Raw genomic sequence first — 23,412 nt, 5'->3', positions numbered from 1 at the left:
CAAGCAACTAAATTTAAACATTATTTTTACCTTAAGCTTTTAATTTTATTAAAAATTTATAATTGTTAAGGGTAAATTAAGTTTGTTATTTAAGCGTTTTTTATGTATGCTCTAATGAGTTACACTATTATGGACTTAGTCAAATGCGTGCTTTTAAAATCGGGATCTTAACTGCTACTGCTCTAACTATCAGTACTATAAGCTATTTTTCACAAAGTGATGATGAACTTATGGTGGCAAACGATTGCCAATGTAGCTCTGGACACCTAACAATTAATAATTCAGTGCAATGCATGAAAGTAGAACAAGAATCAACTTGGATGTCATGGCTCACTGGTGATAGTCGCAGTGCACAATTTCATTATTTAGATTTACTTGAGCTATTAACTAGCTCAGATGAACCACAAAAAGCGCGTTCTCTTAGCCCGCGGTTTTAATTAAATGCAACAGCTGATCAGTGCCTTGCAAAGTGTTATTGCGGCATTCTTTGGTGTGCAATCTGAACACAAACGCCAATCTGACTTCAAACAACACTCCCCGCTTAGTATTATCATTATCGCCGTTATATTATTTATTATTTTTGTTGCCGCTATTTATGGCGTGGTGGCTTGGGTGCTAAATACATAGCCATTAGCTCGTTCACTTTATTACGTGAGCCACCTTTTGGACTAATGGTACGTTTGACTTGAATTTCTGCCAAAGTTGCTTGGCTATATATTTTACGAGTCCAGACCGTATCGTGGTTTGAGATCAATACCGGTGTTTTGTTCTCAAATGCAGCTTGCTCAGCAAGGTTCGCTAAATTTGCCTGATCATCTAAATTAAAACCACCCTTTGCATATGAAGTAAACGAAGCCGTTTTGCTCAAAGGTACATACGGTGGATCACAATAGATCACCGCATTATCCGGCACTAATTTAAATACATCATCGTAACCTAAACAAGTAAATGTAGCCTGTTGCGCTTTCTCAGCAAAAAAGTACATTTCATTTTCAGGAAAATAAGGCCGCTTATACTTACCAAATGGCACATTAAAAATGCCTTTTAGATTATAGCGACACAAGCCATTGTAGCCATGGCGATTCATGTATAAAAATAAAATCGCTCGCTCATAAATATCATTGCTTTGATTAAACTGAACGCGATAATCGTAGTACGCGTCCGCTTGATTATTCAAATCAACAAATAGCTTTTTAGCGTCACTAATGAATTCGTCAGGAGAGTTTTTTAGCTCGTTATAAAGGTTGATCAGATCAGCATTTATATCATTGAGAATATAATGTTTAAAATTTGTATTTAAAAATACCGAGCCAGCGCCAACAAACGGTTCAACTAAGGTATCAGCGTGTTTACTCGCGTCATTTAAGCGTGTGCTAATATCTTCAACTAAGCTGTATTTTCCGCCAGCCCATTTAAGGAAGGCTCTGGTCTTTTTCTGCATCGGCTCTTTACTTCAAACTGGTGTGCCGCGATTTTACACTAATCAAAGTAAGTTTACTGATCTAGTAACGCGATTTCTTGTTTTATTTTACTGATTTTTTTATAAAATGGCTGATTTTTACGCACAGCTTCTGGTAACTTAGATAACGCCTCTTTAGCACTTTTTAAGTTATCATAACTACCATAAGTTACTAGCCACCACAATTTGCCATTACGGCGCGTCTGATAGACCTTAGCCAGTGGTTGTAACCCTTGTTCAACCGCATACTGCTCGGCAATTTTTTGTTGAGTCACCGCTAGTAGTTGGATCACCAGTTGTTCATCACTCTGCTGCAGATACCAGCGATTATCAACGGGCAGAATAGCTTCTGCTACGTTACTCACATCAGGCTCAATAACATCATCGGCTAAACTCGTTGTGACATCCACAGGCTCGGCGGCAGGCGCCAAACTATCTAGTATTGCCGCGATATTATTTTCCTGGGCAGAATTATCAATAAGCGGCTGAACTTGCTCTGGCTGAGTTTGTTGCTCAGCTAATTGAGTATCTGCATCTGCGACTGCTGAGGAGTCTGTTGGCGGTGCAGGCTCTGTTGCTGGTTGCTTTAAACTATCAACAGGAATTGCCGTCGCCACAGGCGGTTCTGCTTGAGGCTGATAAAAATCTTGCCACCAACGGGTCATATCGGATTGATATAAAAAACCAATAATCAACAGCATAATAATTACTAGCAACGCAATTAAATGTACTCGCCAAGATACTTTATCAGCCACGGTTACTTTTGCAGTATGCTGTGTCGGCTGCCAAGCTAATAATAAACTTGGGTTGCCATGCGCTTCTTGCAAAAAGGTTTGAAAGACAGGATCTTCATCGTATGGTAAATCTTCAAAGTAGCACTGCATAAGCTGTTTACTTTCAGCCATCGAAAGTGCTTCTAAATGAATTTCTACCGAGCTTTGAAACTGTCCGACTGATTGTGATGCAAGTAAAATATATAACGTCGTCGGGCTTTGTTTGGCAAGCGTTGTCAGTTCTTGTACCATTTCATCAGATAAATGCCGACCGCCATCTAATACCCATAGACATGGGCCGCAGTTCTGTTGTTTAGCAAGCTGATAAAAGTTTTCTGACAAGCTTAAATTTTGGTCAATTAATGGCGAGCGAAAACTTTGTTCAAGTAACTCACTCATTAATTGTGCATCGGTCATACGCGCACTTAGCTGCACAAATGCTTTATTAAAATCACTGTATTTATCAGTAATAAAAGTTTCGAGAAGATAACTTTTACCAAGCCCGGATGGGCCCAGTAAGACAATTAGATTTTGCCCATATTCAAACTGTAGGGCAATCCGATCAACCAAAGCCGAACGGCTAGGTAAGATTTGCGATTGCATTAGCGCCCTATTAGATCTCGAACCTGTTGATCAGAGACATCATCAACCAGCGCGCATTGACCAAACGAAGTCGGAAGAATAAAACGGATAGTGCCTTTTTTATTTTTTTTATCTTTACGCATGTGATGTAAAAAGTGTTCGCTGTTCATCACATCGGGAATATCACAAGGTAAATTATATTGCGCGATTAAAGTAATAATTCTTGATACTTGCGTAGCGTTTAAATCGCCACGAGTATGCGCAAGTTTTGCAGCTAACACCATGCCGGTTGCCACAGCTTCACCATGTAACCATTGGCCATAGCCCATTTGCGCTTCAATAGCGTGTGCAAAGGTATGACCTAAATTAAGCAAGGCACGTAGGCCTGCTTCTTTTTCATCTTGGGCAACAATCAGTGCTTTAATTTCACAACAACGGTAAATCACATGCTGGATGGTCTCTTCATCCAAAGCTTGTAGTTGTGCCGTGTTATTTTCAAGAAAACTAAACAACTCAGTATCGTAAATTAAGCCATATTTTATGACTTCAGCCATACCGGCTGCAAATTCACGAGCAGGAAGTGTATGCAGTGATTGCGTATCAATAAACACGGCTTGCGGCTGATAAAACGCCCCAATCATGTTTTTACCCAAAGGATGATTAACCGCTGTTTTACCGCCTACAGACGAATCAACTTGCGATAATAATGTAGTCGGTACTTGAATAAACGGCACGCCGCGTTGATAACACGCCGCTACAAAACCAGTAAGATCGCCTACTACACCGCCACCTAAGGCGATTAAACAAGTATCTCTGCCGCAATTGTTTTCAAGTAAAAATGCTGAGATTTTCTCAAACCATTCAAGTGATTTATATTGCTCACCATCAGGAATAATAAAACTTAGCGGATTTAAATCAGCTAATAACGCCATTGCATCGCTTAGGTATAAAGGTGCAATGGTGTCATTAGTGATAATGATAGGTCTACAATCACCAATATGATGACGCAGCCTGTCAGTCTGTTGAAGTGCAGATTGACCAATATAAATAGGATAACTTCGCTCGTCTAAATTAACTGTTAATTCAAGCATCGCTAGTATCCTTTCTTATTGGTATTTAAAAATCTAATTTCTCAATGATTTGATTAGCAACAACTTTAGCGCTTTGCTCATCAGTGCGTACAGTAAAGTCAGCAACTTCTTTATACAGCGGCTCGCGTTCTTCTGCTAAGCGCTCTAATACATCACGAGGTGCTTCTTCTGTTTGCAATAACGGACGACGCTTGTCGCGCTGCGTGCGTGCAACTTGCTTTTCGATCGGTGTCTCTAGGTATACAACGATACCACGAGCCGAAAGCTTGTTTCGTACTTCTTTACTCATCACTGAACCACCACCTGTTGCAAGTACAATACCCTGCATTTCAGTTAGATCACCAATGACAGATTCTTCACGAAGTCGAAAGCCTTCTTCACCTTCAAGATCAAACACCCAGGCAATATCTGCACCGGTACGGCGTTCGATTTCTTGATCAGAATCGACGAATTCAAGGTGCAATTGGTCTGCAATGTGACGACCAATTGTGCTTTTGCCAGCCCCCATAGGGCCAACTAGAAATATATTACGTTTTTCAGCCATATCTTTTAGTACAAACGAACTCTAAAATTTGAAATAAAACCCCGCCTAACGACCTGGCCCCAAAATTAAGGAGGGGATTATCTCAGTAATTGATTGGGTATTTCAAGTCTATTAGAACAAAAAGCCAATTAACGAGCAATTAAAGTCAATAATTGCCCATTGTGTAAGAATAAATCAGTGAAAATTACTCTATTTGGATTTTTGGAGTAACGAAAATCAGCAATTCTTTCTTTTCATTAAACTCACTTGTGCTTCTAAACAGCACTCCTAGGTAAGGAATATCACCTAGTAATGGTACTTTTTTAACTGAGTTAATGATTTGCTGCTGGAATATACCACCAAGTACCACGGTTTGACCATTCTCAACCAGTACTTGGGTTTGAATTTCTTGGGTATCAATTGCAACCGCAGGTCCTGTTCCGGTTTGCACTGTATCACCACGCGTATCTTGAGTAATAATCAAATCCAAAATCACTTTATTATCAGGAGTAATGTGTGGTGTAACTTCAAGGCTCAACACCGCCTTTTTAAAGCTAACTGTGGTTGCCCCACTTGAAGCAGATTCAACATACGGTATTTCAGTACCTTGCTCAATACGTGCTTTTTTCTGGTTGGCGGTAGTAATACGCGGACTTGCGATAATTTCACCGCGGTTTTCTTCTTCAAGCGCGGTTAGTTCTAAGTCAAGCAATGTGCCATTAGCTAACTTAGCAACGTGCATACCAATGCTGCCAGCGGCACCTGTAATCGGCAGGTTAACATTAAGACGGTCTGAAATACTTGGGATCGTCCCGTTAGAAATCGTGTTAGCCCCTTCTAAGGTGCCCGAAATACCATCGGTGCCTTGTTGATCACTAAACCCCCAACGTACGCCTAAATCTTCTTTAACGTTGTCACGGACAGTTACCATACGCGCTTCAATAACAACTTGTCTGACTGCGATATCTAAGGTCTCAACCATACGACGCACACTTTCAATACTTTTTGCAGAGTCTTTAATCAATAAGGTATTGGTACGCTTATCAACTGATACGCTACCACGCGCACTAATGATGCTGTTGGTATCTGTTTTTAGTAAGTCAGCAAACTCTTCTGCCTTTGCATAGTTTAAGCGGATGTATTCGCTATATAGCGGCTCTAAATCTTCAACTTGCTGCTTAGCCTTGAGCTCTTTCGCTTCACGCGCAGCAAGCTCCTCCGAAGGTGCCACCATTAAGATAGAACCATCCATACGCTTATCTAAGCCTTTTACACGCAATACCACATCAAGCGCTTGATCCCACGGTACGCCGTCTAAGCGCAAAGTAATATTACCATTGACTGAGTCACTGGTAACTAAGTTAAAGTCGTTATAACCGGCGATGATCTGTAATACCGCCCGCACTGAGATATCTTGAAAGTTTAAGGTCATTGGGCGACCTTGATACTCTTTACCACCTTCTAAATAAGAGCGTTGCGAATCATCTTTTTCAACCGTTAGCGTTAATATGTTTTCTATTTGCTGATAGGTAAATTTAAACGCGCTATTAGGGCTGATTACCACTCGGCTCATGTTATCTTCTTTAAATGTCTCAATTGAGCTTACAACCGTGCCAAAATCAAGCACATCCAGCTCATACAATAAATCATCTAAAATATCGGTGTGATGAAACTCAGCAATAATTTTGCCGCCACTTTCATGGACATCAATAGCAGCCTGAGTATCTTGTAAGAACACTAATACACGGGCTTCACCTTTTTCACCACGACGAAAATCAAGCGACTGAATTGAGTTAATATAATTACCAGTTGTATCTTGCGCTGCGTTATTACCCTCTTGTGCAGTAAGTGGGTTATCTGAGACATGTAGTGACACAAGATTATTATTAACTGTGGTTTGGTAAATTTTTAAACGCTCTAAATGCACAGTAACGATTAACGTACCATCCGTAGTCACACTGCTAACTTTTTCAATACCCGCTTGGTTGATTGGCACATCCCCCAAACCTTGCTCAACATCAGCTGCGTTGAAGCGCATTTCGATACGTGCTGGATTATTGAACACCTGAACTTTGGGCTCTGCTGTCAATTCTTCATCAAATACGAGCTGTAACTGTGTTTCTCCAGCCATTAACGGGTTATAACGAACATCATACAACAGCGGTGTCGCCATTGCTGATTGCGTGATAAAAAGGGCAATAACAACAAACAAAGCCTGATGAATGCGATTACTCCACGATACTCCCTTCTGCATTTTAATTTTACCTTTTTTATTTTTAACTAGTGCCATTGGATCCCGCCTCTAACATTTCCAGCTTTGTCAGGCGCTCTTTCCAACAACCAGACCCATCAGGGATTAACTCTAACAACTCTATATAATCACTGTTTACTTGTTGTACAACGCCGTGATACAAACCAATATGATTACCGACCGTTACCCGGTGCAAAGTATCATCTGCTGCTTTGATTAATGCCCATATTTGCCCATCAGACCCTAGTGTGCCCTTCATTGCTAGATTATCCAGAGGGTATTTTTCTAACACCTCACGCGTACGCTCTGGGTCAGGGTGTAAACAGTTTTTTACTTGAATCATATTATTTTGAATAATTTCAGGTTGTGGCGCAACAAAAGGGCTGCGTAGCTGTTTGGCGCTATATTCAAAGTGCTCAAATTCTGTCAGCTTTGGGATTGCCTCAACTTTAGGTGTCGTACTGGCTTTAACTTGATCAATAAATTCCTTTTGCTCAGAGGTATCATCATTACATGCAGTGAGCAAAACACTGCTGAGTAAAACAACAGCTAATTTTTTCATTTTTTAGCTCCTGCTTTTTTCACATCACCTTCATAGCGGTAAGTTTTAGCAACAACACTAAAGGTCAACATACCTGAATCCGAACTATTAATTGAAAAGTCATGCAAACTCACAATACGCGGTAGTTGCGCCACTTTCCCCACAAAATCACCAAACTCATGGTAGCTGCCTATTACCTCAATTTTGATTGGTAATTCAGTATAAAACTCTTTTTCAACTTCTGGTAACCAACCGATTTTAAGGAAGGTTAAACCACTGGTGGTACCTACGTAAGATAAATCATCTAGCAAGCCTGGTGTCTCGTTTGAAGTTGGTAAGCGCTTTAACAGTAAAGAAAACTTTTCTTCCATTTCAACCATTTGCTGGCGATAAATTTCCAAGTTACTGGCCAAGGCATACTTAACTCGATAGGTACTACGTAATTCTACTTCCTTGCTAACCGCATTCTTGTAACTATCAATTTCATCTGAAACTAATAAGCTGTAGCTAAAAAACAACACTAATGCAGCAACAAAAGTACAGCAAATAACTTTAACAACAATTGGCCAATCACCAATATTCTCAAGCTCAATTTCGTTCCAATCAATCTCAGTTAACGCTTTGATATCAAGGTTCATTGCTTCACCTCGCCAATTTTATCAAAGGATTTTACGTAAAATTCCATATTAAAATCACTTAACAACCGTGACGACTTTTCCCCAGCAACAATGCCTTGCATAGTGGGTTTCTCGAGCAAATAAGAGTTCTGTACTTCACGCAGCATATTCGAAAGGTGATTATTAGATTCACTACGACCAACCACATGAATAGCACTCCCTCGACGCTCTAACTTAGTTAAGTAAACACCGGTAGGTACTATTTTCGCCACTTCATCCATGATCTGAGTGCCTAAGTTACGGCTACTTTGCAACTCTTCAATTAAGCGCATCCGCTGTTGTAAATTTTCTTTCTTTTTATCTAGTTCACGAATTTCACTAATACGACGATCTAATTGGCTAATTTCTGTTGTAAGGTAATTATTTTTAATATTTTGTCCATCTCGCAAATTACCGTAATAAGTACTCAATAAATACATACTCATAAAACTACCAAGCACAACTAAAAACAAAATAGTGGCAAATTTATTTTGCGATTGTTTTCGTTGTTGCTCGCGCCATGGCAGTAGATTTATATGTGGCATGATGAAAAACTCCTTAATGCCAAACCTGTCGCTATTGCAAATTGCGTACGGTGACGCTGTAACACATTACGATCAACATGCGCAGAGATATCCATATTTGCAAAAGGTTCTGCCACTATGGTGTGAATACCCAGTTCTTCAATTAGTAATCTATCCAATCCATCAATCATCGCAGTACCGCCAGTAAGTACAATATAATCAATTTGATCTTTACCACTGGTGGTTAAAAACATCTGCACTGCACGGCGTACCTGTTGTAACAATGAGGTTTGAAACGGTGCCAGTACTTCAAAGGTATAATTAGGCGGTAGATCGCCTGTCGTTTTACCTATTTCAGCTTCATCAAAGCTTTTATTATAATAGGCCACAATACTGTTGGTGTATTGGTCGCCGCCAAATACTTGATCTCGGGTATAAATAGTTTCACCACCGAGTACCACACTGACCAGCATCAAGACTGCGCCAATATCGACTACTGCAACACATTTGTTAAATGCATCACTTGGTAATTGTTGATAATAAACATCCATAGCGCGGCTCAGCGCATAGCTTTCAACATCGACTACCTTCGCAGTTAAACCAGCTGATTCTAGCGCACCAACGCGGGCTTCAACACTTTCAGTTCGCGCAGCAGATAACAACACATTCATTTTTGAAGGGTCAGCTTCGTTAGTGCTTAATTTTTCAAAATCTAGGCTAACTTCATCTAAGGGATAAGGAATAAGGCTGTCTGCCTCGATTTCAATTTGTGACTCAAGTTCTGCATCGCTGAGGGTAACATCCATAAAAATCACTTTCGTGATCACTGTTTGTCCAGACACAGCTACCGCAGCAGATTTAATTGATTTAGGCAATTTACGTTTTAGCTTAGTAATAATATTACCAATTGCTTCAATATCTTGAATATTGCGTTCGGCCATCGTGCCTTTTGGCATTGGCTCTATTGCTAGCGCTTCAAGTCTATAGCCGCTATCCGTTTCATTCAGTAACACTGCTTTTATAGCATGTGAACCGATATCTATCCCTACCATCATCGATGAAGACTTATTCAATAGTTGACTTAGCATGTTTGCAACTTGGCCTTTGTTTTAAGAATAAACAAGTTATAATTTTTATATGAAAAAATACTATTCACTTTTTAATCAATATATACTAGCAGTCTCCGATTCTAATTGGGAGTCCATTTAGGGAAAATATAAGTGATTTTATTAAAACGAACTTTACAATTTTTTATCATTTGCACGTTTTTGGGGCTCATTACCTTAGTAAGCCTTTATTATTACGTTAAATCTGATATCCCCAGTGTGCAAGTTTTAAAAGACGTGCAATTACAAACTCCTATGCAAGTATTTTCTAAAGATGGTTTATTAATCAACCAGTTCGGTGAAAAACGCCGTATTCCTGTGACCATTGATGAAATACCGCAACCACTCATAAATGCCATATTAGCTACTGAAGACAACCGTTTTTATGATCATATCGGCATAGATCCTATAGGTATTTTGCGTTCAGCGCTCGTATTAATTTCAACTGGCGAGAAAAAACAAGGCGCAAGTACTATTACAATGCAGCTAGCTCGTAACTTTTTCTTAACACGCGAAAAAGCCTATATTCGCAAGGTTAAAGAAATCTTTATTGCACTGCATATCGAAAACTTACTTAGCAAAGATGAAATACTGACTTTGTACCTGAATAAAATAGAGTTAGGTAATCGCGCGTTTGGTATCGGCGCCGCAGCACAAGTCTATTACGGTAAAAATCTTAACGAATTGAATTTAGCGCAAATGGCGATGATTGCAGGCTTACCTAAAGCACCGTCAGCATTAAACCCAATCAGAAACCCAACCCGTGCAAAAGCGCGTCGTAATGTGGTATTGGGTCGTATGTTAGATGAAAACTATATCTCTAGAGCCGAATATAACGAAGCCACCACAGCCCCTATTACTGCGAAATTCCATGGTGCAGAAATTGAATTATATGCCCCCTATATTTCTGAAATGGTACGCGCCGAAATGGTCGCCCGCTATGGCTATGAACGCGCTTACAATACTGGCTTTAAAATTTTCACTAGTGTTGAATCTGACGTACAAGCCGCAGCACAAACTGCACTGGTTAATAACTTACATGCTTATGATATGCGCCATGGTTACCGTGGCCCAGAGCAACAGTTATGGGACTTTGAAACGCAAACAGCATTGAGTCATAGTGAAATTCTGGAAAAATTAAAACCAGTAAAAGAAATCGGCCCATTATTAGCCGCGGCCGTACTTGAAGTGGGCGAGCAAAGCGCGACTGTGTTATTAAAAAATGGTGAGCAAGCGAACCTTGATTGGGACAACCTAAAGTGGGCGCGTAAATACATCACTCGCTATCGTCAAGGATTTCCACCAAAAACCGCTGGCGATATACTCAACCCAGGTGAACAAGTTTGGCTGCGTGCAAATGACGATGGCAGTTATTTACTTAGTCAATTGCCTGAGGCGTCTAGCGCGTTAGTCTCACTAGACCCTAATGATGGCCGTATTAAAGCGATTGTCGGTGGCTACAGTTTTGAACAAAGCCAATATAACCGAGCAGTGCAAGCAAAGCGTCAGGTCGGCTCTAACATTAAACCGTTTATTTACTCTGCCGCCTTGAACAACGGCTATACCTTAGCGTCTATTTTAAATGATGCGCCAATTAATCAATGGGACAAGAGCCTAGGGGTGGCATGGCGACCAAAAAATAGTCCAGCCGTTTACAATGGTCCAATTCGTATTCGTCGTGCTTTAGCGCAATCTAAAAACGTAATATCTGTACGCTTATTGCGTGGCGTTGGCTTACAACGTACCGCGGATCACTTATTAAAGTTTGGTTTTAAAAATAGTGATATTAATCGCAGTGAATCATTGGCATTAGGTAGTGCGTCAATTACCCCGCTTGAGCTTGCTCGTGGTATGAGTACCTTTGCCAACGGTGGTCACTTGATCACGCCGTACTTCATTAATGAAATTCAAGATTCAGCGGGTAATGTATTATTTAAAACCGAGCCACTGTTGGCCTGTGATCCTGTCACTCCCCAGCTAACGATTAAACAATTTGAGTTAACAACCGAGCCTGCTAACAGCCAAGAACCTATCGCAAATCATTGTGCGCCGCGAATTATATCGAAGCAAAATGCATTTTTAATTGCAGACGCAATGCACAGCGCAATATGGGGCGGCGGTAGTTGGGCGCATAAAACTGGTTGGAGTGGTACTGGTTGGCGTGCGCAAGCCTTAGAACGCCGCGATTTATCTGGTAAAACAGGTACTACCAATGACTCTGTTGATACTTGGTTTAGTGGTTTTAACCGCAACGTGATGACTTCTGTATGGGTAGGATTTGATAACCCAGGTAATCCGCTTGGCCGTTCAACCTATAACAACAATATGGATAAAAACCAAATTTCTGGTGCTGAATCGGGCGCTAAAACGGCCCAGCCAGCTTGGGTTGATTTTATGCGTGTTGCCCTCGACGGTAAACCTGAAGCACCGATTGAGCCACCAGAAGGACTCGTGTCAGTAAGAATCGATTTAGCAACCGGTTTACTGAGTCAAAAGAACGATTATACCAGTCGCTTTGAATACTTTGAAAAAGGCACATCGCCAACCAAGTATGTAATGCAACATGTAGAAAACGTCTTTGAAGAAGAAACTAAAACGGAAGAAGAACTGTTTTAGACTATGTCGCGATATAAAATCGCTGCTGCATAAAAAAAGCGCCAATCGGCGCTTTTTTTATGATTGATGATCACGATTATTTTAAGTTTTGCACTAGCCAATATAAATCAGAATGTACGCCCGCGGCGGTTACTTCTTTACCCGCGCCAGGGCCTTGGATCACCAAGGCATTATCGCTATACCACTGGCTGTTGATGACAAAAATATTATCGCCAGGGGTCAAGTTAGCCAAGGCATCACCTTGTGTTGCATATGCAAGCCCAACTTTAGCGGTTACTTTATCATCGGCAATTGTCAGTGCACCGGTATAACGCAGCACTTTATTTTCTACCGCCGCAGTTTGTGCTTTGTCTGCAATAAAATCATCAAGCAACTGCTTGTTATCTAGGAAAGACTGCCAATCACCCTGCGCTAACTGCTCAGGCATTAATGGCGTTAAGCCAATCTCATCCAGCTCTAAGGTTAAGCCTAATTCACGGGCTAAAATAAGCAGTTTGCGCTGCATGTCACGCCCAGATAAATCTTCACGCGGATCAGGCTCTGTGTAACCCATTCTTTGCGCTTGCAAGACTAGCTCTGAAAACGCCACACTGCCGTCATAGCTACTGCATAACCACGATAAAGTCCCCGAAAACACCCCTTCAATGTGAGTAATACTATCGCCGCTATTTTGTAAATCAGCGAGCGCAAAGTTAATTGGCAGCCCTGCACCAACACTAGTGTTATAACGCCACAGCAAGTTACGCTCAGCTAAATTGTGGCGTAAGCTTTGATACCAGTCATTGTTTGCAGTACCCGCGTATTTGTTAGCGCTGATCAAATGGCAATCTAAGTTCACAAACGCAGGGTAAAGCTCACTAAACGCTTCACTGGCGGTAATATCAATCACTACTTTGTGTTCGTAATCAAGTTCACTGATACGCGTTAGTAGATCGTCCTGTTGATAGTCAATCGCTTCGTTTTGCCACTGTGATTGCCATTGTTCAAGTGCAATACCACTGGGGCTAAACAGCATTGTTTGAGAACGCAATAAACCAACCAGCTTGACGCTAAAATGCTGTTGTAAACGGTGTAATTGTTGACTAAGTTGCTCAAGAAACACTTCACCCACATTGCCTAAACCCGCAACAATAATAGCCAACTCTTGACCTTTGTTGATCAATTTATCGTGCAATATGGTCAGTACATCACTATCAATTGATTGATCAGTAAGAAGTAAAATATAGTCTGTATCTTGATGACTAAAGCGAGGAGTTAAGCTTTGCTCAGTTAGCACCCCAGTCGCTTGTTCATATAATTGCGCCACATCATTACGTGGCGCGACAACAGCGCAGCCATGTAAGTTAGATTCAATAATATTCGCGCGCCCTTGCAAATGACTGACCGCTTGATGAGTTGCATCAGCTGGCACTAATAAGTAAGTATCACCATTTTGCACAAAGTGGTGCAAACTATGCTGAATTAGCTGGCTTAATTCACCAATTTCACCGCCTCGCAACTGATCAATACGCAATAAATCAATATTCTCTAAGGTGGTGATAAAACGCTTCGCTTTGCTATAGCCTTCTTTTACAACCTCTGTAGCACTGGCTTCGATATCATAGCTGCTACGAACCACTAACTTAATATCTGTATTTTTTAGTGGTGATAAGGTTTTTGCGTGTAAAACAGGATTACCTAAACGAGCCAGTAAATTAGCTTGGCCACGGCATACTTTTGAGTACTTTATAGCTTTTTTAACTTTACGCGGATCAGTACTAAATACCCCTTGAGTATCAGTCCAAATCGACACTTGATTAGCGTGGCAATAACTGCCTAACAAAGTGGCACTGTAATCACTGCCATTACGCCCAAGCGTAACTGTATTTGCTTGGCAATCGGCAGCAATAAAGCCAGTAACCACATTAATGCAATGTGCCGAGATCAACTCAGCACAGGCTTGTTGATTTTTTTGATGTAATAACTGTCCATCATTTAAAGTAAATAACTGACGGGCATCAACATCTTTCGCTTCAAGACCGAGTTGCTGCAAATAAGTGGCTAACAAACGTGCCGACCACACTTCACCATGAGCAAGTAATGCAGCTTCCTGTAAGCTTTGCTGCTGCGTTTGTTGCGCTATTAAGGCCAGCTCTTGCTCAAGTAGGTTTAATGCCGCATGGCGCGCTGTAGGGCTTAACAATTGCTCAATCAAAGTACGTTGATGGTTATCAAGCTGTAGTAAAATATCACTCACAGCTTGTTGATCACCTTGCTGATAGCTTTGCCACAATTTAACTAACGTATTGGTGGTTTTACCGGCGGCAGAAACCACCACACAGTCACCCGCTTCTGTATGCGCTAAAATAATATTAGCAACAGCCTGATAGCGCTCCGCTGAGCTTAAGCTAGAACCACCAAATTTATGAACTATATTTACCATTTTCTATTTACCACAAAGCCGTATGTGCTGGAGTCAGCTTAAATGAGCTTGATTGCTCTTGATCTTGTTGTTGCGAAACCGATGTTGCTGTAGTTGCTGAGCGCTGGCCTTGACCTGGTTTCACTTTATTAAAGACCCGTTCTAAATCAGCGACCAAATCTTTAGCGTCTTCGATACCGACCGAAATACGGATCAACGTATCACCTACGCCGGCAGCTAAGCGCGCGGTTGCTTCCATTCCGGCATGAGTCATGGTGGCAGGGTGACAAATTAAACTCTCTACTCCACCTAATGATTCCGCTAAGCTGAATTCTTCAAGGCTGGTTAAAAATGCCGCGGCATCGTTAACATCACCTTTAATATCAAAGCTTACCATACCACCAAAACCACGTTGTTGTTGTTTTGCCAACTCATGTTGTGGGTGAGACTCAAGACCAGGGTAATATACTTGGCTCACGAAAGGTGAGTTTTCTAAATACTGGGCAATGATAAAGGCATTTTCTTGATGTTGGCGCAGACGCACATTTAAAGTACGCAGGCCACGTAAAGTTAAGTAGCTATCAAACGGCGCACCAGTGATCCCAATATTATTAGCCCACCATGCAAGTTCATCACCGAGCTCCTGAGTTGCAGCAATCACAGCACCGCCCACTACATCAGAGTGGCCATTAATATATTTAGTGGTTGAATGCACCACGATATCTACACCAAACTCAATAGGATTCTGTAGCGCTGGTGACAAAAAGGTGTTATCAGCGCCAACTAATGCACCGCACTGCTTGGCAATTGTGGTGATCGCTTTAATATCTGTTAAGCGTAAAATTGGGTTACTGGGTGTTTCAATCCAAATAAGCTTTGGTTTGATCTCAAGAATTTTTTGATGGTTTTCAGCTTTAGTTAAATCTAAAACCACTAATTTTAATAACCCGCGCTTTTCAAGCGAGGTAAATAAACGATAGCTGCCACCATAGCAATCATGTGGGATCACTAAAGTATCATCACTATTAAGTAGTTGCGTGGCTAAATGCACTGCCGCCATGCCGGTTGCAGTAATTATGCCCTTTGCACCGCCTTCAAGCTTTGCTAAGGTTTCAGCTAAAATGTCACGGTTAGGATTACCGCTGCGGCCATAATCATATTGGCGCTTAGTATCAAAATCGGCAAATGAGTAGGTGGTCGATAAATGAATAGGAGGCACAACGGCGCCGTGATGTTTATCTGCATCAATGCCATTACGCACTGCAATAGTTGCTTTGTTCTTTTGACTCATAACGTCACCTACAATTAAATGGATGTTTAGACGTCTAAAAGGTTAGAGGATCGGATTTAAGAAGTCAAAGCATTTATGCTGTTTTAGGTGCAAGCATGGCAGTAAAAACATTTAAGTTGCTAGATGGCTAAATAACTAGTATTTGACTATCTTATTTAAAACGATAGAATTTCGGCATCTTTGCGCAGCAAAAGGTCGCGCAAACAATTAACAACCTGAGGCAACGACACATCCTATGGCTAAATGGAATGGTGAATATATTCACCCATACGCAGAACACGGGAAGAAATCAGAACAAGTTAAAAAGATCACCGTTTCGATCCCGCTAAATGTATTAAAAGTTTTAACTGATGAGCGTACTCGCCGTCAAATTAACAATCTTCGCCATGCAACAAACAGCGAACTACTTTGTGAAGCATTTTTACACGCATTTACTGGCCAACCATTGCCAAACGATGAAGACTTACGTAAAGATAATCCAGAGAAAGTACCTGAAGAAGTGAAGAAAATCATGCTTGAGATGGGTCTAGAAGTACCTGTACTCAACGAAGATTAAACAAAAATATACTTCAGGGATTGGCTACAAAAAAACCTCAGCGACTTACGTTACTGAGGTTTTTTATTAACCAGCAAATAAGTTACGCCATGTAATTTTCAGGCATATCGATTTGCGCAACACCCGAATCTATAGCCGCCTGCGCGACAGCTTTAGCGATACGCGGTAATAAACGCGGATCCATCGGTTTTGGAATAATATACTCAGGGCCAAATTCAAGCTTATCTACACCCGCTGCTTTTAATACTTCAGCAGGGACTGGCTCTTTAGCAATACTACGAATAGCATCAACCGCCGCAATTTTCATTTCATCATTAATTTTGCTGGCGCGTACATCGAGTGCACCGCGGAAAATAAATGGGAAACACAATACGTTATTTACTTGGTTTGGATAATCAGAACGACCCGTCGCCATAATTAAATCATTTCGTGCACCGTGAGCAAGCTCAGGTGATATTTCTGGATCTGGGTTTGAACACGCAAATACTACGGGTCTATCAGCCATCAGTTTTAGATCTTCAGCTGCTAATAGGTTTGGCCCAGATACCCCCACAAAAACATCGGCATCAGCAATTACATCTTGCAAAGTACGTTTATCAGTATTGTTAGCAAATAACTGTTTATATTCGTTTAAATCATCACGACGAGTATGGATCACACCTTTACGGTCTAGCATATAAATATGTTCACGCAATGCGCCACACTTGATCAGCAGTTCCATACATGCAACCGCAGCGGCGCCAGCACCTAAGCACACGATAATGGCATCTTCAATATCTTTACCTTGCACTTCAAGTGCATTGATCATGCCTGCGGCTGTAACAATCGCAGTACCGTGTTGATCGTCGTGGAACACCGGAATGCTACAACGTTCGATCAATGCCTTTTCGATTTCAAAGCATTCTGGCGCTTTAATATCTTCTAAGTTAATGCCACCAAACGTATCTGCGATGTTTGCCACCGTATTAATAAAGTCTTCAGTGGTATTGTGTTTTACTTCAATATCAATCGAATCTAGGCCTGCAAAGCGTTTAAATAATAAAGCTTTACCTTCCATTACTGGTTTTGACGCCAATGGCCCTAAGTTACCTAAACCTAAGATTGCGGTACCGTTAGTAATAACCGCGACCATATTGCCTTTACCTGTGTATTTATAGGCATTAGCAGGATCAGCAGCGATTTCACGTACAGGTTCTGCAACACCAGGGCTATATGCTAAAGCGAGATCTTGGACTGTTTCAGCCGGCTTAGTTAGCTCGACACTGATTTTTCCTGGAACGGGATGCGAATGGTAATGTAAAGCTTGTTCACGAAAATCTGACATAACGCGATTTTATCCTGCAAGTAAATTAAGTTGAAAGTGAGAGTAAGCAGTTCTTATAGGGAACGATACCTATATTATAATTAAATTCAAGCAATATCAGGTCTATCCTGTTATATGCTATATCCGTTAATTTTATGCGTTTTATCGTCAAGTTTTGCAAAAAAACTGCAATTAAAAGCGATAAAAACCACATAAAGCATCAAAAAACCTAACTAAAAATGCTTGTTAAGTGAATATTTAAAGCAAAAACTATCAGCAAAAGTAGATATTCACATAAGTGAGACGTTAGCAACATTTAGCAGCATAAAGGCTAACTTTATCGACAAAAGCATTTAATCTAGCGCTTTAACACGATAATCAATATAGAGAATAAATCACTATTTGTCTGTTATTTGCTCGCTATACTGGCTATAAAAGTGGGAAATAGTCACAACATAATGAATGCAGTAAATAACGCTAAATGGGCAGGAATTAAGGGCAAGATGGACGCAGTTTTTTTAATTACAGGCATAAAAAAAAGCACCCTAAGGTGCTTTTTTCCGACAAAACAACAAGCATTACTTGCTGCTAAGTGAACCGAAACGCTTGTTGAAGCGATCAACACGGCCACCAGTGTCTAAAACTTTTTGCTTACCAGTGTAAAACGGGTGACACGCAGAACATACGTCTAAGTGAATGTCTTTACACAGTGTAGAACTAGTTTCGAATTTATTTCCACATGAACATGATGCTGAAATTACTTCGTACTTAGGGTGAATACCTTCTTTCATAGAAACCTCTAGTTAAGGCCGCATCGCTCTCCAAACCCGTAGTCTGGCACCATACGTCGTTAAAACAAATTATTTAGGACGCGTATTCTATGCAACAACCCCGCTTGCTACAAGCTTTAAATAGTGTTTTTGCTAATAAATTAAACAAAAACGTTAAAGCCAAGATTCGCTGCTAGGTTTTTAGCTGTAATTTTAGTACATTAACTTCCTTGCTAGTTATTGTTTGGGTTGTTATGAGTTTTGTTGAAGTTGCTATAAAAGTTCCGTTGCAGCGCACCTTTGATTATCGCATCCCAACGCAACTTAACGGTTTATCAACACCGCCTCAAGTGGGGGCTCGTGTCATGGTACCGTTTGGCAATCAACGTAAAGTTGCAGTGGTATTGGCTTTAAAAACACACAGCGACGTGCCCGCCGACAAGCTCAAAGACCTATTTGAAGTCATTGACGATGAACCAATTCTATCGCCGCAACATATCGAACTATTGCGCTTTACCGCACGGTATTACTGCTATCCATTAGGCGAAACCATCCATATTGCCCTGCCAAGTGCACTGCGCCAAGGTTTATGCCCAGATAAAAGCAGTATCAATATGGTGGCACTGACCGACAAAGGCGCCAAGCTGCCGTCTTTAAAAGCAACCAGCCAATTAAACTTGCTCAAGCAATTGGCCGAATCGGGTAAATCGTCTTTAACAGAATTAAAAGCATTGGGGTTTAGTAAAAAAACCATCGACAGCTTGCTGACTAAAGAACTGATCAGCCAAACCATCGAGCACGACAATCAATGGCAGCAACAAGCGCCTACCGTGGGCAATAAACCGACGCTAAATAAAGAGCAAGCGGTTGCCTGTAGCACCATAAATCAAGCACAAGGGTTTAATAGCTTTTTACTTGAAGGGGTGACTGGCAGCGGTAAAACCGAAGTCTATTTACAGTGCCTTGAAGACGTTTTAAAACGTGGTGAGCAAGCGTTAGTACTGGTACCTGAAATAGGCCTTACCCCGCAAACCGTTAACCGCTTTCGTCGGCGTTTTCCAGATACCCCCATTATGCTGTGGCATTCTGCGTTGACCGATAATGAACGCCTGCAAACCTGGCGCTTTTGTGAAAAAGCTAGCTGCGCCATAGTGATCGGCACCCGTTCAAGTATCTTCTTACCGTTTTTAAAACTCGGTATGATCATCGTAGATGAAGAGCATGACAGCTCTTTTAAACAACAAGACACGCTACGTTACCACGCCCGAGACTTAGCCGCTTATCGTGCTTTTCAGCATAAAATACCGCTTATTTTAGGCTCAGCTACTCCGGCTCTTGAAACCTTGCATAAGGCACTTAACAATAAATACCAACTATTAAGCCTCACACAACGCGCGCAAACCAGCACTGATAATCAATTTCAATTACTGGATATGAAAGGTCAACCCGACCAAGCAGGCATAGCACATGGCAGCCTAGCCACTATTCGCCAGCACTTAAAGCGTGGTAAACAAGTGATGGTATTTTTAAATCGTCGTGGCTTTGCACCGACCTTGATTTGCCATGAATGCGGCTGGCTCAGTGAATGCAAACGTTGCAGCACCAGTGCGACTTTTCATAAAGCAATCGGCCAGATGATTTGCCATCATTGCGGCGAGCAAGAACGGGTGCCGCACCAGTGCCCAGATTGCGGCAGTACACAAATATTCCCCAATGGTAAAGGCACTGAACAAATAGAAGAGTTTTTAAGCAGTGAATTTCCTGACACCCCAATTAGCCGCATTGACCGCGATTCAACACGACGTAAAGGCAGCTTAGAAAAAGCCCTAGATGATATAAACCAAGGCGGCGCTCGCATTTTAGTAGGCACACAAATGCTGGCCAAAGGTCATCACTTCCCTGACGTCAGCCTCGTACTAATACTCGACGTAGATGGCGGCTTGTATTCCTGTGACTTTCGCGCAACCGAGCATTTAGCGCAGTTAGTAACACAAGTTGCAGGACGCGCTGGGCGCAGTGGTGAGCCGGGTCAGGTATTATTACAAACACACTTCCCTGAACATCCGTTATTGCAAGATTTAGTCAATAATGGTTATCAAGATTTTGCCCGTTTTGCCTTACAAGAGCGTGATGACGCGCAACTGCCCCCCATTACTAATATGGCGATTGTGCGTGCTGAAGGCCACAACATAAAGCAAGTGGTCGATTTTTTAACGGATTTAGTTCCAGTTCAGAGTCTAACTGGTATACAATTACTGGGTCCGATCCCTGCACCACTCGAGCGAATTGCAGGGAAATACCGTTTTCAATTACATATTCAAGCGCTCGAACGCCCTCTATTACACCAATATCTCGCGCAAATGGTCGACTATTTAAGTACCAGTAAATTAGCGCAAAAGGTGCGATGGAGCTTAGATGTAGATCCTATAGATATGATTTAAGGTTAGAAGTCCACATAACCATGGCACAACACGATTTTATAAATAAAAAGCCAAACAACCGTAAAAAACAGCCACCACCAAAAAAGCCCTTTCCGGTGTTATTGATGCTTGTGGCCATTTTGTTAGTTGCGGGTTTTAGCTTTGGTTTATGGTATGTAAAGACCAATGCCGATCCTAAACTGGTTGAACAGCAAGCAAATCCAATGCCTGCAAAAGTGAAAGAAGAACTCGTAAAACCGCGCCCACCAGAGTTTATTAAAGAAATCAAAGAACATGAAATTCAGGTTGAAGTAAGAGAAATTGAACAAAAAGGCCCCTATGTCATGCAATGTGGTTCATTCAGAACATACGGCCAAGCAGAAACTCTTAAAGCAAAAATTGCTTTTGCCGGATTAATTGCAGAAATTCGAGAAACAACAGGCAGCAATGGGGTTTGGTACAAAGTACGCCTAGGCCCTTACAAAACCAAACGTTTAGCCGAAAGTGATAAAAATAAACTCAAGCGCAGTAAAATAACTGGCTGTGGAATTTGGAATTGGACTTGATTTTAGTCCGTTAACCCATATTAACTCATCATCAATCGTTTTTAACGAGTCGCCCCTGCGGCTCGATGATGAGGAATAACATGACCACTATTGTAAGTGTACGTCGCGGCGATAAAGTCGTCATTGGTGGCGATGGCCAAGTTTCACTTGGTAACACCGTAATGAAGGGCAATGCCCGTAAAGTTCGACGCCTTTATAATGGCAAAGTGATCGCTGGTTTTGCTGGCGGTACTGCTGATGCCTTCACCCTATTCGAACGTTTTGAAAGCAAACTTGAAATGCACCAAGGCAATTTAACCAAAGCCGCAGTTGAGATGGCCAAAGATTGGCGTAGCGATCGCGCCTTGCGCAAACTAGAAGCGCTACTTGCTGTTGCCGACTCCACCGCGTCTTTGATCATCACCGGTAACGGCGATGTTGTGCAACCTGAAAACGACCTCATTGCCATCGGTAGTGGCGGTAACTTTGCGCAATCTGCAGCAACCGCCTTGCTTGAAAACACCGAGCTTAGCGCGCGTGAAATCGTCGAGAAAAGCCTCACCATTGCAGGCAACATTTGTGTATTCACAAATAACTTCCAAACCATCGAAGAATTGTAATAGGAACTGCTATGTCTGATATGACTCCCAGAGAAATCGTTCATGAACTTGACCAACATATCATTGGCCAAGCTAAAGCAAAAAAAGCAGTGGCCATTGCACTTCGTAACCGCTGGCGCCGCATGCAACTCAATGAAGACCTGCGCACTGAAGTAACGCCGAAAAACATTTTGATGATCGGCCCAACCGGTGTCGGTAAAACTGAAATAGCCCGTCGCTTAGCTAAACTTGCCAACGCCCCTTTTATTAAAGTGGAAGCCACTAAATTCACTGAAGTAGGCTATGTTGGTAAAGAAGTTGAAACTATCATTCGCGACTTGGTTGACGTTTCAATCAAAATGACCCGCGAGCAACAAACTAAAAAGTTTAAACATCGCGCTGAAGAAGCCGCAGAAGAGCGTATTTTAGACGCGCTACTGCCACCAGCAAAAGATTCATCTGGTGAAAGCCAACGCGATGACGGCTCATCTACACGCCAAGTATTCCGTAAGAAATTACGCGAAGGGCAATTGGATGACAAAGAAATCGATATTGATTTAGCTCAAGCGCAACCAAACGTTGAGATCATGGCACCACCTGGTATGGAAGAGATGACCAACCAGCTGCAAAGCATGTTCCAAAATATGTCCGGTGACAAGCGCAGCAAACGCAAAGTTAAAATCAAAGAAGCCTTCAAACTGTTAGTTGAAGAAGAAGCCGCTAAATTAGTGAACCCTGAAGAACTAAAAGAGCAAGCAATCTTCGCCGCAGAACAAAACGGTATTGTATTTATCGACGAGATCGACAAAATCTGTAAGCGTGGTGAATCATCAGGCCCAGACGTAAGCCGTGAAGGCGTACAGCGCGACCTACTGCCACTTATTGAAGGCTCAACGGTGAGCACTAAACACGGTATGGTGAAAACAGACCACATGTTGTTTATTGCCTCTGGCGCATTCCAAATGGCAAAACCATCAGACATGATCCCAGAGCTACAAGGTCGCCTACCTATTCGTGTAGAACTTGAAGCACTCACCGCTGATGACTTTAAACGCATTCTAACCGAGCCACACGCCTCATTGACCGAGCAACAACATGCGCTACTTAAAACAGAGCAAGTAAATGTTGAGTTTAGCGACGACGCCATTGAGCGCATTGCCAAAGCGGCATGGCAAGTAAACGAAAAAACCGAAAACATCGGTGCCCGTCGTCTACACACCGTGATGGAAAAGCTAATGGAAGAAATTTCCTATGATGCCTCCGAGCAAGCTGGCAGCAGTATCGTGATTGACGCCGCCTATGTAGAGCAGCATTTAGGTGCACTGGTTGAAGATGAAGACCTAAGTCGCTTCATTCTTTAATTTTAAAACTAGGATCTAGGGCCTAGGTTCTAGGTTCTAGGTTC

At 41.8% G+C, this 23,412-nt stretch carries 21 protein-coding genes; 8 read left to right on the top strand and 13 right to left on the bottom strand.

Annotated elements, in window-relative coordinates:
* Positions 1–143 precede the first annotated feature (143 nt).
* Both A7968_RS15010 and A7968_RS15005 read left to right on the top strand, forming a co-directional pair.
* Positions 144–437 carry a hypothetical protein gene (locus A7968_RS15010; protein WP_064667389.1) on the top strand — a complete coding sequence of 98 codons (294 nt, stop codon included), beginning with the start codon at positions 144–146 and terminating at the stop codon, positions 435–437.
* A 4-nt stretch (positions 438–441) separates the two neighbouring features.
* A complete protein-coding gene (locus tag A7968_RS15005) occupies positions 442–627 on the top strand; it encodes a DUF2970 domain-containing protein (RefSeq protein ID WP_064667388.1) in 186 nt (61 codons plus the stop codon).
* Here A7968_RS15005 and A7968_RS15000 read toward each other — a convergent pair.
* From A7968_RS15000 to A7968_RS14960, 9 genes are all read right to left on the bottom strand, one after another.
* Positions 590–1,441 carry a Dam family site-specific DNA-(adenine-N6)-methyltransferase gene (locus A7968_RS15000; protein ID WP_064667387.1) on the bottom strand — a complete coding sequence of 284 codons (852 nt, stop codon included), beginning with the start codon at positions 1,439–1,441 and terminating at the stop codon, positions 590–592. The two genes, A7968_RS15005 and A7968_RS15000, sit on opposite strands and share 38 nt — an antisense overlap.
* Positions 1,442–1,494: 53 nt before the next feature.
* Positions 1,495–2,835 (bottom strand): AAA family ATPase, encoded by a 1,341-nt coding sequence (locus A7968_RS14995; RefSeq protein WP_064667386.1) that lies wholly within the window; start codon positions 2,833–2,835, stop codon positions 1,495–1,497.
* Complete coding sequence (aroB, locus tag A7968_RS14990) at positions 2,835–3,905, bottom strand: 3-dehydroquinate synthase (protein WP_064667385.1); 1,071 nt, start codon at positions 3,903–3,905, stop codon at positions 2,835–2,837. The genes A7968_RS14995 and aroB overlap by 1 nt, the downstream gene beginning before the upstream one ends.
* Positions 3,906–3,930: 25 nt before the next feature.
* A complete protein-coding gene (gene aroK, locus A7968_RS14985; protein WP_016709531.1) occupies positions 3,931–4,449 on the bottom strand; it encodes a shikimate kinase AroK in 519 nt (172 codons plus the stop codon).
* Positions 4,450–4,633: 184 nt separating this feature from the next.
* Positions 4,634–6,718: a type IV pilus secretin PilQ gene (locus A7968_RS14980; RefSeq protein ID WP_064667384.1), complete on the bottom strand. Its 2,085-nt coding sequence runs from the start codon at positions 6,716–6,718 to the stop codon at positions 4,634–4,636.
* A complete protein-coding gene (locus A7968_RS14975) occupies positions 6,705–7,241 on the bottom strand; it encodes a pilus assembly protein PilP (protein ID WP_064667383.1) in 537 nt (178 codons plus the stop codon). The genes A7968_RS14980 and A7968_RS14975 overlap by 14 nt, the downstream gene beginning before the upstream one ends.
* The gene (locus A7968_RS14970) at positions 7,238–7,858 is read right to left on the bottom strand and encodes a type IV pilus inner membrane component PilO (protein WP_064667382.1); all 621 of its coding nucleotides are present in this window, start codon (positions 7,856–7,858) and stop codon (positions 7,238–7,240) included. The genes A7968_RS14975 and A7968_RS14970 overlap by 4 nt, the downstream gene beginning before the upstream one ends.
* Positions 7,855–8,421 carry a PilN domain-containing protein gene (locus A7968_RS14965; protein ID WP_064667381.1) on the bottom strand — a complete coding sequence of 189 codons (567 nt, stop codon included), beginning with the start codon at positions 8,419–8,421 and terminating at the stop codon, positions 7,855–7,857. Before A7968_RS14965 ends, A7968_RS14970 begins: the two co-directional genes overlap by 4 nt.
* Positions 8,409–9,488 (bottom strand): pilus assembly protein PilM, encoded by a 1,080-nt coding sequence (locus A7968_RS14960; RefSeq protein ID WP_064667380.1) that lies wholly within the window; start codon positions 9,486–9,488, stop codon positions 8,409–8,411. The genes A7968_RS14965 and A7968_RS14960 overlap by 13 nt, the downstream gene beginning before the upstream one ends.
* Positions 9,489–9,620: 132 nt before the next feature.
* On the opposite strand from A7968_RS14960, the gene A7968_RS14955 reads away from it, so the two are divergent.
* Positions 9,621–12,122 (top strand): penicillin-binding protein 1A, encoded by a 2,502-nt coding sequence (locus tag A7968_RS14955; protein ID WP_064667379.1) that lies wholly within the window; start codon positions 9,621–9,623, stop codon positions 12,120–12,122.
* Positions 12,123–12,198: 76 nt separating this feature from the next.
* On the opposite strand, the gene metL is transcribed toward A7968_RS14955, so the two are convergent.
* Together metL and metB are read right to left on the bottom strand one after the other, a co-directional pair.
* Entirely contained in the window at positions 12,199–14,544 is a 2,346-nt protein-coding gene (metL, locus tag A7968_RS14950) for a bifunctional aspartate kinase/homoserine dehydrogenase II (protein WP_064667378.1), read from the bottom strand.
* A gap of 7 nt (positions 14,545–14,551) precedes the next feature.
* A complete protein-coding gene (gene metB, locus A7968_RS14945; protein ID WP_064667377.1) occupies positions 14,552–15,814 on the bottom strand; it encodes a cystathionine gamma-synthase in 1,263 nt (420 codons plus the stop codon).
* A 235-nt stretch (positions 15,815–16,049) separates the two neighbouring features.
* Here metB and metJ point away from each other — a divergent pair, with 235 nt between their 5' ends.
* A complete protein-coding gene (gene metJ / locus A7968_RS14940; RefSeq protein WP_016709540.1) occupies positions 16,050–16,370 on the top strand; it encodes a met regulon transcriptional regulator MetJ in 321 nt (106 codons plus the stop codon).
* 82 nt (positions 16,371–16,452) lie between these two features.
* Here metJ and A7968_RS14935 read toward each other — a convergent pair whose 3' ends face one another.
* A complete protein-coding gene (locus tag A7968_RS14935; protein ID WP_064667376.1) occupies positions 16,453–17,694 on the bottom strand; it encodes a malic enzyme-like NAD(P)-binding protein in 1,242 nt (413 codons plus the stop codon).
* Between the two features lie 557 nt (positions 17,695–18,251).
* Positions 18,252–18,464: a 50S ribosomal protein L31 gene (gene rpmE / locus A7968_RS22990; RefSeq protein ID WP_084448215.1), complete on the bottom strand. Its 213-nt coding sequence runs from the start codon at positions 18,462–18,464 to the stop codon at positions 18,252–18,254.
* A 233-nt stretch (positions 18,465–18,697) separates the two neighbouring features.
* Here rpmE and priA point away from each other — a divergent pair, with 233 nt between their 5' ends.
* From priA to hslU, 4 genes are all read left to right on the top strand, one after another.
* Complete coding sequence (gene priA / locus A7968_RS14930; protein WP_064667375.1) at positions 18,698–20,884, top strand: primosomal protein N'; 2,187 nt, start codon at positions 18,698–18,700, stop codon at positions 20,882–20,884.
* Positions 20,885–20,904: 20 nt separating this feature from the next.
* Positions 20,905–21,429: an SPOR domain-containing protein gene (locus A7968_RS14925; protein WP_064667374.1), complete on the top strand. Its 525-nt coding sequence runs from the start codon at positions 20,905–20,907 to the stop codon at positions 21,427–21,429.
* An 80-nt stretch (positions 21,430–21,509) separates the two neighbouring features.
* A complete protein-coding gene (hslV, locus tag A7968_RS14920) occupies positions 21,510–22,028 on the top strand; it encodes an ATP-dependent protease subunit HslV (protein WP_064667373.1) in 519 nt (172 codons plus the stop codon).
* Positions 22,029–22,039: 11 nt separating this feature from the next.
* Positions 22,040–23,368, top strand: coding sequence for an ATP-dependent protease ATPase subunit HslU (gene hslU, locus A7968_RS14915; RefSeq protein WP_064667372.1), 1,329 nt, complete (start codon positions 22,040–22,042; stop codon positions 23,366–23,368).
* The last annotated feature ends 44 nt before the right edge of the window (positions 23,369–23,412 follow it).

Origin of the sequence: Pseudoalteromonas prydzensis (assembly GCF_001661495.1) — a bacterium.
GTDB classification, from domain to species: domain Bacteria; phylum Pseudomonadota; class Gammaproteobacteria; order Enterobacterales; family Alteromonadaceae; genus Pseudoalteromonas; species Pseudoalteromonas prydzensis.
The sequence above is the reverse complement of the archived record's forward strand: the minus strand, read 5'-3'. Positions and strand labels throughout refer to the sequence as shown.